This window comes from Seonamhaeicola sp., assembly GCF_028281565.1.
GTDB lineage: Bacteria > Bacteroidota > Bacteroidia > Flavobacteriales > Flavobacteriaceae > Seonamhaeicola.
In genome coordinates this window covers 84,361-100,024 of record NZ_JANQJQ010000004.1, presented here as the reverse complement: position 1 = coordinate 100,024, position 15,664 = coordinate 84,361, and the positions used below count along the sequence as shown (strand labels likewise).

8 protein-coding genes are annotated in these 15,664 nt (G+C 38.9%); 5 read left to right on the top strand and 3 right to left on the bottom strand.

All coding sequences use genetic code 11. The annotated features are described in order from the left end of the window. Positions 1-196: 196 nt before the first annotated feature. From Q0983_RS00835 to fucP, 3 genes are all read left to right on the top strand, one after another. Positions 197-4,177 carry a DUF1592 domain-containing protein gene (locus Q0983_RS00835; protein ID WP_299547290.1) on the top strand — a complete coding sequence of 1,327 codons (3,981 nt, stop codon included), beginning with the start codon at positions 197-199 and terminating at the stop codon, positions 4,175-4,177. Further along, positions 4,149-5,498 (top strand): DUF1552 domain-containing protein, encoded by a 1,350-nt coding sequence (locus tag Q0983_RS00830; RefSeq protein WP_299547287.1) that lies wholly within the window; start codon positions 4,149-4,151, stop codon positions 5,496-5,498. Before Q0983_RS00835 ends, Q0983_RS00830 begins: the two co-directional genes overlap by 29 nt. Before the next feature lie 304 nt (positions 5,499-5,802). Continuing rightward, the gene (gene fucP / locus Q0983_RS00825) at positions 5,803-7,137 is read left to right on the top strand and encodes an L-fucose:H+ symporter permease (protein ID WP_299547284.1); all 1,335 of its coding nucleotides are present in this window, start codon (positions 5,803-5,805) and stop codon (positions 7,135-7,137) included. Between the two features lie 3 nt (positions 7,138-7,140). Here the strand turns inward: fucP and Q0983_RS00820 are convergent, their stop codons facing one another. Together Q0983_RS00820 and Q0983_RS00815 are read right to left on the bottom strand one after the other, a co-directional pair. Beyond that, positions 7,141-8,877 (bottom strand): sodium/solute symporter, encoded by a 1,737-nt coding sequence (locus Q0983_RS00820; protein WP_299547281.1) that lies wholly within the window; start codon positions 8,875-8,877, stop codon positions 7,141-7,143. Positions 8,878-9,177: 300 nt separating this feature from the next. Next, positions 9,178-10,290, bottom strand: a complete 1,113-nt coding sequence (locus tag Q0983_RS00815) for a helix-turn-helix domain-containing protein (RefSeq protein ID WP_299547278.1) — start codon at positions 10,288-10,290, stop codon at positions 9,178-9,180. Positions 10,291-10,501: 211 nt separating this feature from the next. Between Q0983_RS00815 and Q0983_RS00810 the strand changes: the two genes are divergently transcribed. Together Q0983_RS00810 and Q0983_RS00805 are read left to right on the top strand one after the other, a co-directional pair. After that, a complete protein-coding gene (locus Q0983_RS00810) occupies positions 10,502-13,090 on the top strand; it encodes a right-handed parallel beta-helix repeat-containing protein (RefSeq protein WP_299547275.1) in 2,589 nt (862 codons plus the stop codon). Positions 13,091-13,231: 141 nt separating this feature from the next. Then, positions 13,232-13,939, top strand: coding sequence for a SusE domain-containing protein (locus tag Q0983_RS00805; RefSeq protein WP_299547272.1), 708 nt, complete (start codon positions 13,232-13,234; stop codon positions 13,937-13,939). 159 nt (positions 13,940-14,098) lie between these two features. On the opposite strand, the gene Q0983_RS00800 is transcribed toward Q0983_RS00805, so the two are convergent. Next, entirely contained in the window at positions 14,099-15,661 is a 1,563-nt protein-coding gene (locus tag Q0983_RS00800) for a sulfatase (protein WP_299547270.1), read from the bottom strand. Between the last annotated feature and the right edge of the window lie 3 nt (positions 15,662-15,664).

Below are 15,664 nucleotides of genomic sequence, written 5' to 3'. Positions count from 1 at the left end.
ATGAGCAATGCTACAGATTAAATGCTTGATTTATATAAAGTAACAACTTTTAATTTGAATCATAATTGATAAAAATTGAACAATATGTGATGGTATTCATCTGCATTTTTAAGTAATTTTATGCTCAGGCACATATTCTTAACCGGCAGGGACTTGCTTTTTTTAGAAATGTGCTTTTTGGGAGTCAGAAAAATTTATGAGAGTAACCATTTCCATTGCAGCAGCTTTTACGCTTATTTTGGTGAGCCTATTGGTGTTTCCAATAAGTGAAGGTCATACCAATGAACTCATTTCATACTTTGGTAATTTCCATCCCTTAATCCTGCATGTGCCTATTGGGGCCTTGATAGGGGTTTTGGTATTGGAAATAGTGAGTCTTGTTTCCCCTAAATTAGATTTAGAAAGCGCCGGTAAAGTGTTGCTTTGGTTTACGGCCATTAGTTTTATTCCGGCAGCTGTTTTTGGGTTCTTTTTGGCATCAAGCGGAGGTTATAATGATCAAATTTTGTCCTATCACAAATGGTTGGGCTGGATAACCGCTTTCATATGTGTTTGGTTGTTAGTGTACAGACTTTGGGCTTATGGGCAATCAAAATTATATGTTCAGGTATATAGAGGTGTGCTTTTGGTCAATGTGATCTTATTATCGGTAGCCGGACATTACGGCGGTACCCTGACACACGGATCCAATTATCTAACCAAGGACATGCCTAAAAACATGAAGGCCTTCTTCGGAATCAAGGAAACAGAAAGCGAGTCTATCATTTCAGAAATAAAGGAACTGGCCAAAACCGAAGAAGTTAGCAGTGCTTTGGTATTTGCTGATACCATTCACCCCATCATGGACAACAATTGTTTTGAGTGTCATAACGATAATAAGCAAAAAGGGGATTTAAGATTGGATAATATAGGTTGGAAGTTTACCAATGTGGAAGATGTTAAGAAGTGGAAGTCGGTTTACACTGAAATTGAAGAAGGCAACATGCCGCCTGAAGAAAAAGATCCTCTTACCGAAGCACAACGAAACAGTATTTTAAAGTGGATTTCTACGTCTTTGGATGCTGCGAACCCCGATTTAAAACAAGAAGTAGCTGCAGTTGAAAAAGCCGAAGAAGAAGCTGAGAAAAAGGAACTGGCATTGGCTTTAAAGCAAGAGGCCATTGAGAAAGAAGCCCTTTCGGAAGAAGGCTTGCATTACGTTAATAATATTAAACCCGTCATAAAAAAGTACTGTGTTAGTTGTCATGGTCCCAAAAAACAAAAGGGCGATGTGCGTTTAGATCGTTTAAACTGGGATATGGTTAACGGCCATGATGCCGAGAGCTGGCATGCGGCTTTGGATATGATCAATTCCGGTGAAATGCCACCAAAGAAGAAACCTCAGTTAACTGATGTAGAACGTAGAATGGTGGTAGATTGGATTACTAATTCCCTGGAAGAAGCTGTCAAAGCAAAGGAAGGCCAAACCGAAACCACCATTAGAAGATTGACCAAAGCGCAATACACCAATACACTAAGTCAGTTATTGCATTTACCAGTTAATTTTGGAGACGTTTTACCCGATGATGGGAAATCTAAAATGGGCTTTACCAACAACGGTGAAGTACTTCAAATGTCCACTCTGCATTTAGATTACTATCAGAAGATTGCCAGGGAAGCCCTGGATATGGCCATTGTAGAAAGGGATAAACCCGTTTCAAAAAAGTACAAGGTGACCTTCGGAAAAAATATAGGGGTCGACAAACCTTCAGCTGAGTTTGGAGGATATCAATCAGCTCCTGTTAAAAGTGATAATTTTATTATCGACGTGATTGACGGTAATGGAATTAATATTGATAGTACTGATAGTATAAAAGAAATGATAGGGATAGGTATGCGAGGGTCATCATCAGACAGGTACTCTGTTGAAGAAGATGGAATGATTTTGTACTCGGCCTTACCGCATAAAGAAGTTCCCGCTCGTTCCTGGCAAGGACCTTCGCCTAATGTAAAAATGCTCATTAAGAATAACTATCCAAGATCAGGGCCTTTCGCCTTGCGTGTGGAAGCTTCCAAAGGACATGCTATCGCACTTCGTGAAGGCTTAATTGAACTGCGCGAAGATAAGCCCGCTGAGGTGTCAGGTAAGATGATCCATTTAACAGCTGTAAATGATACCTATGGAAATAATAATCTGGTAGAAAAAGATAGTTTATTGACGCCTGTGAAAGTGGACGGATTTTCAACGGCTAATATAGATATTAAGATTCCGAAAGACGGGTTCTATCAAATAGATTTGGTACATCCTTACGTGCCAAATGAAGATATGCCATCTTTCGTTTTAAGAATAGGGAAGTTCAATAAAATTCAGGAACGCCTACAGCTGGATGAAACCTTAAAAGATAGTTCCGAAATTGTAACACCGGTGTCTTTGGCCTATTTGAAAAAAGGAACATATAAAACCTTTTTGGGAGGGAAGTTTTTTGTCGGATTTAAGGAATTGCGTGTAACACCCCTTCAGGAGGGACAAAGCACCTTAACCGAAGAACTCAAGGCCGAAGCAGAAAAGAACGAGAAGAAATACGCCCATTTAACCCCATCGATTAGGACCTTTGTCGCCACTAGAACAGATGATGGTATGGACTACCGAACCTTTGATGTGACCAGGGAAGTCACTAATGAAGCGGGTGATTTAAAAACTTATGAGTTTTATGGGCAATTGGAAAACTTGCCGGTGCCAGTTTATGATCCGGGAGAAAATACGGAGCTTTCAAATACTTTAATGGTAGGGCTTTGGAACAATCATTTGGTTAAGCAAAAAGGTGAAAACGGCCCACCTTTAAATGTGAAATCCATAGAATTGGAAGTGCCCTATTATCCCGTGTGGCCACCTGAAAGCCATACGGCTATATTCTTTGATTCCGATAAAAAGAATAATGAAGAACTATATGCTGCCGAAGTCCTGGAAAACTTTATTGAGCGCGCATACAGAAGGCCTTTGGTTGATGGCGAATTGGACAAGTATTTTAATTTTTGGAAGGCTTCCCGAGCCGGTTTTGAAACTTTTGAAGAAAGTATCAAGGAAGTGTTAGTAGCCGTATTATGCTCACCTAACTTTTTATATATGTTAGAGCCTGAAAAGGTAAGCCCCGAGATAAAAGCCGATGAGTTCCTGTTGGCATCTAAAATGGCTTATTTCCTTTGGAATTCACCGCCGGACGAAACGCTTTCGGAACTATCGTCCCAAGGAAAATTAAAAGCCAACATAGGACAGCAAATAGAACGTATGGTAGAAAGCCCGAAGATCAAAAGAATGATTGAAGCTTTCGCTTACGAGTGGCTTAGGGTAGACCGATTGGAAAACATGACCGCCAGTGCCAAATTGTATCCGGATTTTACACGTTTTGTAAAAGAAGATATGGCTAATGAGACCTATAGTTTTATACATCATGTGCTTAAAGAAAACATGAGCATTATGAACTTTGTGGACTCCGATTTTGCCATGCTCAATCAGAATTTAGCAGAGTTTTATGGAGTTGAAGGCGTTAAGGGAACTCAGTTTAGGCCAGTAGTTATTAATAGGGAAAAGAACCGTGGCGGACTCTTATCGCAAGGCGCCTTTTTAACAGGGCATTCCGATGGGGTTCAGGCGCACCCCATTAAAAGGGCCGTTTGGTTAAAGGAGAAGATTTTGGGAGATCCACCACCTCCGCCACCACCAAATGTCCCGGAATTAGATCCCGAAACTCCGGGGTTTGAGAAGCTAACTTTAAAAGAACAATTAGAATTGCACCGTAATAAAGCTTCTTGCGTTGATTGTCACTTAAAAATTGATCCCTACGGTGTAGCCTTTGAAAATTATGATGCCGTTGGCAGATATATAACAGAGGCTAAAGGCAGGCCCATAGATTCAAAATCAAAATTACCTGACGGAACGGAAGTAGATGGTATTCAGGGAATTAAAGAATATATATTATCTTTGAAAAGAGATGACTTTACAAGGTCCGTAGTAGAACACTTGTATGCCTATGCCTTGGGAAGGGATGTCAATTTTACCGATGATAAAGAAATTGACAGGATCGTAGAAGCAGTAAAAAAGGACGATTATAAATTTCAATCGGTTCTGGAACAAATCATATTAAGTAAATCGTTTTCAAAACACTTGGATTATGCAAAAATCGTGGCATCTAAACCGTAGAACTTTTATAAAAGGGGTTGGAGCAGCCGTGTTACTACCTTATATGGAGTGTATGGGTATGGGTAAATTAAGTCAGTTTGCCGAGGCCCCTGCCAAACCCAAACGTATGTGTTTTGTGTACTTCCCCAATGGCGTTAGTGTGCCTGGGGCTGACCATAAACTGTATAGTCAGTGGAATTGGTTTCCACACAAGACCGGATCGGATTATGAGTTTACTGATTCTATAGCTCCTTTATCGCCATTTAAAAAAGACATGACCATTTTAGGAGGTTTAAGTCACCCCAATAGTAGATATGTTTTGGGTCATATTGCAGGGGATACATGGCTAACAGGAGGCGATTTAAGAGGAAATACGTATAACAACTCCATTTCCATAGACCAGCTGGCCGCGCAAAAATTGAGTAAGCATACCAGAATTCCTTACTTGACCTTATCTACTGATGGTGGTGTAGGATACAAGTCCAGGGCCTCTACCTTATCCTTTGATGCTAACGGAAGAGCCATTCCGTCAGAGCATAGGCAACGTGAAATTTTTGAACGTTATTTTTCGCCTAACAACGGAGCCACAACCAAGGAAAGACGGAAAAGCTTGCAGCAAGATAAAAAGATTGTAGATCTGGTATTAGAGGATAGCAAAAGCTTAAAAAAACGTTTGGGATATAATGACAAGTCCAAGCTGGATGAGTATATGACCACGCTAAACCAGGTAGAAGAACAGGTAAAGCGCAACGAGAAGTGGTTAGACGTTCCCATGAAGGATTTTGATGCGTCCCGTTTGAATTTAGATACCGATGCTACAGTAGATCCAGAAGCTTATTTACGTTCCACCCTGGATTTAATGATATTAGGTTTTGAAACCGATTTAACCCGGGTTATGACCTACATGATGGCACGTGAAGATGGTCTGGGCTTGGGTGATGCTTTCCCGAAATTAGCCTTAAACCTAAGTGGGCATCACGGGATGACCCATGATAAAAAAGCGGGTTACCAGGAACGCTTAGGTAAATATGACCGGTGGTTGAGTAAGCAGTTCGCTTATTTTATGGATAGAATGAAAAACACCCGCGATGCGCATGGCTCCTTATTGGATAATACCTTAGTGCTTTACGGTAGTGCCTGTAGCTCTACCCATAATGCCAATAATTTACCATTGATATTAGCAGGAGGTAAGAACATGGGATTAAAACACGGTTCCTATGAAGTATTTGATGCCAAACACATTCATATGTCCAATTTATTTGTAAGTATGCTGAATGCTGTTGGCGTTGAGGTGGAGACCTTTGCCGATAGTACGGGAGCATTGCCTGCTGTTTTTAATTAAAATTTGAGCGTTGCGGAAAGTTAAAAAAATAAATATCTAAACATACATTACATACAATGTTGATTTTAATGTCTTGAAATTAGCATTGTATTTTTTTATACCATTTCTGATGTTAAATTATACTTATAAAAATGATGATTTTTTGTGTTAGATGAAAAAGAAAAATTAGTCATAGCCTTAGCTACGAGTCATTTTTATTTTGAAGTATAGCGCAAAAAGGCGCATTTTAATTGGGTAATTAAGCATTAGAGATGGTATTATGTCAAAAAATCAAAAACCGACAAACACTAAAAACCAAAATTAAATGAGTGAGCAAAAAAAGATACCGGTAGTCGGTATGCAATTATTGATACCTTTTATTTTGATCACGTCGTTATTTGCCCTATGGGGATTTGCTAACGACATGACCAATCCTATGGTAAGGGGATTTCAAAAAGTATTGGAACTTACAAATAAACAAGCGTCCTTGGTCCAATTGGCCTTTTATGGAGGCTACTTCACCATGGCCATTCCAGCCGCATTATTTGTTAATAAATACTCTTATAAAAGTGGGGTATTGATTGGACTGGCTTTATATTCCGTTGGGGCCTTATTGTTTTATCCAGCGGCTTCCTGGGAGAGTTACGGATTCTTTTTGGCGGCACTTTATATTTTAACCTTCGGATTGGCATTTTTAGAAACCACGGCCAATCCATATATCCTGGCAATGGGGGCCGAAGAAACGGCTACACAGCGATTAACATTTGCCCAGATGTTTAACCCTATGGGGTCTATTGCAGGGCTTTTAATTGCGCAAAACTTTGTGTTGGGATCTTTGCAGTCGGACAACCTTGCCGAAGACGGGGTCACACCTATTTATGATACCTTGTCGGAAACAGCTAAAGCGGCTGTGAGAACATCAGATTTACAAGTCATTCGTAATCCTTATGTGGTTTTAGGACTGGTTGTAGCTGTATTTTTTGTTTTGATTGCCGTTGTAAAAATGCCTAAAAGTAAACATCACGGTGCTAAGGTTAAGTTTTTGGATTCCGTAAAACGCTTATGGAAGCAACCAAAATTTTCTTTTGGAGTTATTTCACAAGGGGTATATGTAGGAGCACAAATTATGTGTTGGACTTATGTATATCAATATGCTGAAACCCTGGGGATAGATAGTCAAACGGCTGTGTTATATGGATTGGCCGGCTATGTTTTTTCTCTTATTGGAAGAGCAACAGGAACGGTGTTGCTTTCCAGAATAAATTCAGGTAAATTATTAATGATATTTGGGTTATGTGGTATGACAACAGTGCTGGGAGCTATCTTTTTACCGGGTATGATGGGAATTTATTCATTAGTTGCTACCTCTTTGTTTTTCTCTATTATGTTCCCAACTATTTATGGAATTGCTTTGGATGGACAAGGAGAAGATGCCAAATTTGGGTCTTCCTTTCTGGTGATGTCCATTGTTGGAGGCGCCTTGATGCCTTTGGTTCAAGGTTCTATTTTAGATTTTGGAGGACCTGGTTACGAAGACACGTTATTTTTAGGGGTTTCCGAAATGAGGTACTCTTTCTTCTTGTCATTTTTATGTCTTTTAATTGTGGCTATTTATGGAAGAAAAGTGTATACCAAATATGCCAAAGCCGATCAGAGATAACATTTAGTTAAGGAATCCGTAAATAACCGCAAGCACTAGGAATACCAGAATTCCCATAACATTAAACGATCGTTCCGTTTTAAACAACATGGTATTGATTTGAATAGCTTTGGGGTTGCTTCTTGTGTTGCTAAATATAAAATACAAAGAACATAAGTTCAGGAAAAGCACCGTGCCGCCTAACCACAAGGGTAGTGTAATATCACCTGTTAAAACCCTAATAGAAAAAGGGATGGATATTAATAACATACTTCCCAGGATAACCATACCCGGTTTGATGTCTAAAATATTGTCCTTAATGTTTACCCTATCGAAATAGGAAAGAATGATAATAAGTGTGGATAGCGCCACAAAAGAAATAGTCATACGATAAAAGAACGGCAATTCGGTTAGAACAAACAGTCCCACCGACAACGGTACGCATAAAAGCGCTACCCAAAGCGCCGGTTTTGCACTGGTACGTTTCCAGAATAAACCAAATACTATGGTGACAAAAATCCCGGGACTGATGAACCCGGAAAACTCCTGGATGAATTGAAAAGCCTGATCCAGATCCAACATGCCCAAAAACGGTGCCGTGAGCATACCAATAACTAAAGCTCCTGTGGCAGTAATTTTACCAACTTTGACCAAATGCTTTTCGGAAGCATTCTTTTTGATTAGCGGTTTGTAAAGGTCCAGGGTGGAAATAGTCGATACACTATTAACCAAAGAGCTTATGGAACTCCCAATAGCAGCTACCAGAGCGGCAAATACAAGTCCTTTGATACCAATGGGAACCAATTCACTTAACACCCAGGGGAAAGCCGCATCCGGTTTAGCAATATCGGCCTGTAAAGCAAAGGCCGCCATACCGGGAATAACAGCAATCAAAGGCATTAATAATTTAAGCAAAGCTGCGGAAGCAACCCCTTTTTGGGCTTCCCTGATGTTTTTAGAAGCCAAGGCCCGTTGAATAATAAACTGGTTACCGCCCCAATAATATAGGTTGGCAATCCACATGCCGCCTACCAAAACACTAATGCCGGGAACACTATCAAAATGTTCATGGTCTTTGCCCAATATCATCTCAAATTTTTCAGGAGCAAATTCGTATAAGTTAATGGCTCCGTTAACTATGCTCCCATCACCAAGAGCTGCTAAAGCCACACCTGCAGCGATCAATCCTCCAATTAATAGAACTAACGCTTGAATAACATCTGTCCAAACCACGGCTTTAAGTCCTCCAAAAATGGAGAAACTGGCTGAATAGATAACCAGTCCCAGGATACCGGCCAACATAGGGATACCTGTAAGGTTAGAAATAGCCAATCCACCTAAATAAAAGATCGAAGAAATATTTACAAATACATAGAGCACCACCAAAATAAAACTGAAGCAGATTCTAACCCGGTTATCAAATCTATCCTGAAGAAACTGTGGAATGGAGTAAATACCTTTATCAAGAAATACAGGAAGCAAAAACTTGGCCACCAGGATTAGTGTGAGAGCTGACATTAATTCGTAACCGCCAATGGCCAGTCCAATGGCATAACCTGAGCCATTGGTTCCTAATATCTGCTCGGCGGATATATTGGAAGCTATTAAAGAACCTCCAACAATCCACCATGGCAAGGATTTGCTTGCCAGGAAATAATCGGAAACATTTTTGTTTTTGGCTCGGGACATCCAAAGGCCGTAAGCCATGATTCCTAATAAGTAAACGAATAGAATGACAAGGTCCAGATTTGATAAAAGCATGTTTAGTATAATTGGTTTGGCCAAAAATACTTGAGCTGGGGCCGGTTTAAGGAACAATTTAAGCTTGAAGGGGTTTGGCTCAGAAAAAAAGAGGTTCGCTTAAGCTTAAACGAACGTTTAATTGAAAAGAACTTCCCGTATGCTTGCATCGGGTTTCCGTTGAACTTGTCATTCCCGAGAAAATGGGAATCTAAATAACAGAATTTCGGTTTTTGGTCCTGAGGTCAAAATGCGAAGCACTTAGTGCAGAAGAGAAAAAAGTGAAATGCCCGCGAGGATAGCTGGTTTCAAGAAATTCTTTTATTGTACAGGTTTGGCAAGCTGTTTCCTGTATTCAGAAGGGGTTAGTCCGGTAGTTTTTTTAAAGGCCGTATTAAAAGTAGTTTTAGAGTTGAATCCAGCTTCTTCGGCTATAGCCATGAGTTTGTAGTCCATGTGTGTTTCTAATTTCATAAGTCGGATCACCTCTTCAACCCTGTAGCTGTTTATAAAATCATAGTAGTTGGTTTCCAGACACCTGGTGAATACTTCAGAAATATAATTATCAGAGATTTTAACAGCTTTACTTAGATCTTTTAATTGCAATTTTGGATTTTTATAAAGCTCCTGCGTTTCCATAACCGCTAAAATCTTTTCTTCAATGGTTTTTAATTGGGCATTATCAGATTTGATTGCTTGGGTGATTTTTTGTCTTGGCATTTCCGGTTTGTAATTAAGACCAAGTATTTTTCTGTAAGAGATGGTCATGCCCAAAACCGTAAGTACGGTTAGGTAAAAATGGTTAGGAGACGAAATAAGGGACGTTGGTTCCGAAATTAAAGCATCTATAAAAAAGAGCATATGGAATGAAGTGATGACTAGAAGAAAAACCAATAGTATATAGATGTCGTTTCTAAAGTTCGCCTTATAAGGTTTTACAAGTAAAAACGTAAGCCATATTCCTATTAGTTCCATGGTAATAATAATGCCGTTGTTAAGCAAGTATTCCATTTTCGGGTAAGCATATTCGGTTAAGAAAAAATGTTCCCTTAAGCTCAAATCACCCAGGAGTACATAATATGACTTGACCATAAAATACCCAAATATTATAAAGAAGCCTACTAACATTATACGCAAATTTCTTTTATGAATAGGGCCGTCAATATCCAAGTTTAACAAAGTGTATTTATAAAGTGCTATGGGAGCAAAACCTATCCATGGCAAATAAGCCAGGGTGAAATTGGGTGAATAATTATAGAGATAGTAAAGTCCTATATAATTAAAAAGATCCAATGCCACAGACAAAACGAAAGCGCCATACCATAGTAATATTTTCTTGTCTGAATAGGCCAGTATGAGAATATACAATAGAAATATATTCAATAATCCAAAAATGTGGAAATGGTTTAATATGTCTGAAAATTGTTGGTTCATTGTTGTATGCTAAACCACTTGTCGCTTTAGGTGTTCTTAAGGTAAAAATTGAAGCGGGAATTTAATAAATAAAACATAAATAACCGGGATTTAAACGTTGTAGAGAACTTTTCAAAGAACATTTGTTACCCATTATCAGCTATATGTTGTACTGATTGATTTTAGTGTGGTTTGTTTCTGACTTAACTTTGTGAAACTTAAAATTGCAAATATGAAAAAAGCTACACGGTTACTCTTTTTTATACTTTTTTTCATCGGTTCATTTGTTTCTGCGCAAAATATTTATGTTGCAACAGATGGTGATGATTCCAATTCAGGAACTGAGGCAAGTCCTTTTAAAACCTTCAGTAAAGCGGTATCAGTGATGTCTGCCGGCGATGTTTGTATCATTAAAGGTGGCATATATGAAGAAGAACTAATAATAAACAAGAACGGAACGTCTGGAAACTATTTAACCTTTAAAGCAGCTGATGGCGAAGATGTAGAAATTAGGGCAACGGCTAAGTTAAATGGTTGGCAGGTACATAGTGGAAACATTTATAAGGTAAGTGTAGATATGGGTATTGAAAGTCGTTTTAGAGCGGTTTACCATAATGAGAACTACATGGACCTGGCCAGGTGGCCAAATAACGCGGATAATAATCGTTGGACTGTAGATTGTCATCCTGTCGATGATGGGGATGGCAGTCATTTTATAGTAAGCGGTATTCAAAATATAGACTGGACCGGTGGCTTGGTGTATTATTTAGGTGCTCACTCCGGGGCCAGTTGGACCAGAACCATAACATCCAGTACATCAACAAGGATAGATTTTACATCTGTTGACACTACAAAATGGCCGTTTAGTACCCATAATCCGCAAACGTGGAGAAATTATCCCGGGAATAACCGTGGGCAATTATTCCTGTTCAATAAATTGGAAGCATTAGATCATGCCAGGGAATGGTATTATGATGCCTCTGCAAAAGTGCTTTATTTTCAAACGGCAGATGGTAGCATGCCGGCGGATAATACAGTTGAATACGCCACACGTAAGTTTGCTGCTCAAATCCAGGGAGACTATATCAGGATTGAAGGGATTAATTTTTTCGGTGGAAGTATAAAAATTCACAATAATGCCGATAATAATGAAATTCTTAATTGTAAAATAACACATGGTAGCGAAGGCCATGATTCCCTTACAAATACATCCGCTCAGGTGGGTGAGGCTGCCATAGAGGTTTTAGGAGATAATACGATCATTAAAGGTTGTACCGTAAATCACAGTTCCGTAAGTGGTATATTAATTGCCGGTTGGGCTGCTGATGATTGTACGCTTGAAGGGAATATTATTAGTAACACGGATTATGTAGGTATACATGCATCTCCTATAAGATCAAGCGGTGATAATATGAAAATATTAAAAAACACCATTTTTAATACCGGCCGGGATGGTATGTACGTGGCAGGTCAAAATTGTGAAATAGCTTATAATGATGTGTCTGCTTCCCAAAGAATAAACAGCGATTCCGGGGTGTTTTATACGGTAGGGAACACTAGTTTAAAGAATAACGAAATTCACCACAATTGGTTTCATGATGCTACGGCACCTGCTTATTCCCACAACCCAAGTGATCCAGCTAAAGCTGCTGGAATTTACCTGGATAATGATAGCAAAGGCTACACGGTGCATCACAATGTGGTTTGGAATGTGTCCTGGAGCGGTTACCAGGTAAACTGGAACAATACACATCTTGATTTTTACCATAATACCATTTGGAATGCGGAACGTGCTATGGATTCCTGGGTGAATGGTCGGGTACAAGAGAATAACAAAATATATAACAACTTCTCTAACAAAGGAGATTGGTTTAGTGAAACTGCTAATGACTTTGATATTCAGGATAACTTAATTACTTCAGAATCGCCTTTTGAAGATGCCGATAACCAAAACTTCATGCCGAAAGTTGGAAGCTCTGTAATGGATCAGGCACAGGTTATTTCGGGTTTTGATAAACCTTATAAAGGAAGTGCTCCTGATATTGGTGCTTACGAAGTGGGAGGTACGCGCTGGACGGCAGGTGTTAATGCTATTGAAGATACCGGTGAAGGCGATCCGTGGTCTGTTCTGGATACACAGTTTACCATTGCGGTAACCTCAGAGACCTGTCCGGATAAGAATAATGGAAAAGTTACTATTGCTGCTAATTTTGCAGAGGATTATATCGTTAGTTTTGACGGAACAGATTACATGTTCACTAATGAAAAGACTTTAGAAAATATAGATCCGGGAACCTATGATCTATGTATTTCAATAGATGGAGGAAGTGAAAGTCAGTGTTTTAGTGTTGAAATAAAAGAAGGTACTCATATCACAGGGAAATCGTCTTTAAAAGCAGAATCGTATTCCGTTAGTATTACTGAAGGAACGCCACCGTTTAATGTTTCGGTGAATGGTGAGTTTTTATACCAAACATCGGCTTCGGAGCTTTCCTTAACTGTAAATCAGGGTGACATAGTTAGCGTAAAATCTTCTAAGGATTGTGAAGGCGAAATCATGGAGACCATCGATTTTTATAAAAGTATTGTTGCTTATCCCAATCCAACGCCCGGAGATTTTCAATTTTTGTTACCTGTTAATGAAGGGACTATTGAGATAGAACTATATAATATTCATTCGCAACTAATATCCTCTAAATGGTATGTTATTGAGAATGGAAGCATCAACCTTAGTTTGGCAGATAGTCCGCCGGGCATCTATTTTGCTAAAGTGATAAGTAAAGATCCTACTACTATTGTTAAAATTATAAAGAATAAATAAGATGAAACGAACATTAATAAATTTTAAACATTATTTCATAAAAGAGAATGTTTAAAAATTTTAATGTGAGAACGGAGTGGTTACATACGTTCTCAATTTTATAATTAATTTATTAATAGATAATTACTAAAATTTAAACGTATGAAAAGAATAAGTTTACTGGTTATATTAGGGATTTTAATAGCATCATGTTCCAGTGGTGGAGGCGGCGGTGATGATGATCCTGTTGACCCACCAAAGGAAAATCAACCCCCTTCAGCCGTAGAGTCCTTAACTTATCCAACTAATAATTTGTTGTGCACCACAAATGTTTTAGAGTTTAAATGGGCTGCAGCCACGGATCCCGACGGAGACGCTGTTTCTTATGTTCTGGAGATATCAAAAAAGAATGATTTTTCCGCCATAGAAGAATCGATTACGGTTTCAGGAACATCCAGAACGGTCACTTTAGAAAAAGGTGTTGCTTATTATTGGCGTGTTAAAGCGGTGGATAGTAAAAATGCGAGTAGTGCGTATTCGTCAACCTATCAATTTTATACGGAGGGCGAAGGCGAAACCAATCATTTGCCTTTTTCACCGGAATTGGTTGCTCCACAACTGGATGCAGCTTTAAATACGGCTTCTACTACTTTAGAATGGGATGCTTCTGATGTGGATAACGATCCGTTAACCTACGATGTGTATTTTGATACCAATAGTGACCCGACAACTAAGGTTGGAGATAATCAATCAGATAAAACGTTAAGCGTTAATTTAAGTGCCGCTACAACCTACTATTGGAAGGTAGTTGTAAAAGATGATAAAGGCGGACAGGCCATTGGGCAGGTTTGGAGTTTTACAACAGATTAGACTTGTGTAAATAAATAGAAACTCAGGAAGTATTTAAAAAAGTAATTCCTATATCACACTGAGCGCAGTCGAAGTGTCTTCAGAATCATGCCCAATTACTTATGCGGTGTTATTAGAACCTGAATCCCGATAGCTATCGGGACAGGTTGACATGACTTATTAGTATGGTATTAAATCGCTGTGCTTTTTTTGCTGAAACCAGGGATCATTGGTTTGTTTAAGAAGCACTGCCAAATGGTTTAATAAAGTTTTTGAAACCTCAGGGTTATCTTCTAATTTGATCTTATTTTTTTGGTAAGGGTCTGCCTGATTATCATAAAAATAGGCTTCATCAATGGTGTTAACCTCGTGTTTATCCCAGGATTTTTTACTTTCTTTTAAGCATAATGTATATCTGTCGGTTAAAACACCACGAGAATTCCCTAACATTAATAACACAGCTTTCGGCTTTTCAATAGTTGCATTATCTGAGGTCAATAAAGACGAAAAATCAGTGCCTTCAATGTCCGATGGTATTTTATCATGTAATCCGGCCAACCCCATAACCGTTGGTAATACATCGGGAACACTAAATAAAACATCTTCCGTTCCCGGTTTAATGCCCTTAGGCCAGTGTGCAATAAAAGGGATGCCAAGTGATTCTGTTTCAAAAGTATTCTTCCCCGTTTTTGAATGGCTTCCCATCATTTCACCATGATCTGAACTAAACAAAATAATGGTGTTATCCAACGCGCCCATATCGTCAAGCTCATTGATAACCTGACCAATATATTTATCGGCACTCGTGACGTTGGCATAATAATGACGTGCATAATGGGCAACTTTTAAATCGGCGTTTTCTCTAACCACCAATTGGTTATCAATTTCAGGGAATTTGTCCGTGTCATAGTATTTGCGAAGCGATTCCAAATCGGTGTTCTCGTCATCCCAGGGATTATGAGGTGGATTCATGGACCAGATCATACAGAATGGTTTGTTAGCATCACGTTGTCCCCGTTCATTTCTTAAATAATCAATTATTTTTTCAGCTTCGTTTTTAGCCGAAAATATTTTTGGTAAGTGTAATTCACCATCTTTTTTGCCTTCTATAGCACCGGGGTCATTGGAATACACTCTTGGGTTAAAATGTTCATCTTTTAAAGCCTGATAAAAATACTCAATGTTATGCCGTGATTTCCCCGGGGGCACATAGGTATCGTACTGATTCACATGATGACCACCGGGAGATTCTGTGGAACCTACATAATTCCCGTCTTTATCAAATAAGGGGTCATTTCTTAACCAATGACATTTTCCAAAATAAGACGTACTATAACCTGCTTTGAAGAATAAGTCAGGAATGGTTTCAATATCATCTCTTAAACTTTCATTACGCCCAACTTTGCAATTATTCCAAATACCATTTTGTTCAGGGTATCTTCCCGACAACATCATACCTCTGTAGGGACTACATAAAGGGAAATTACTAACCGCGTTAGTAAAAACAATCCCATTTTTTGCCAACCTGTCCATGGTGGGTGTTACAACCGGATCACCTTTGCCCTGTGCTAAATCTTTATAAGGCACTTCGGACCAAAAACCGGCGCTATAGCGTCGTAATTGATCAGGGAAAACGATGAGTACATTTGGTTTTCTTTCTTCAATTCTAATGACTGCTTTTTCGTTTTTACAGTTTAAAAAAGAAAAAACTAGGGTCAGCAAAAAGAAAATTCTAAGTTGCATAAT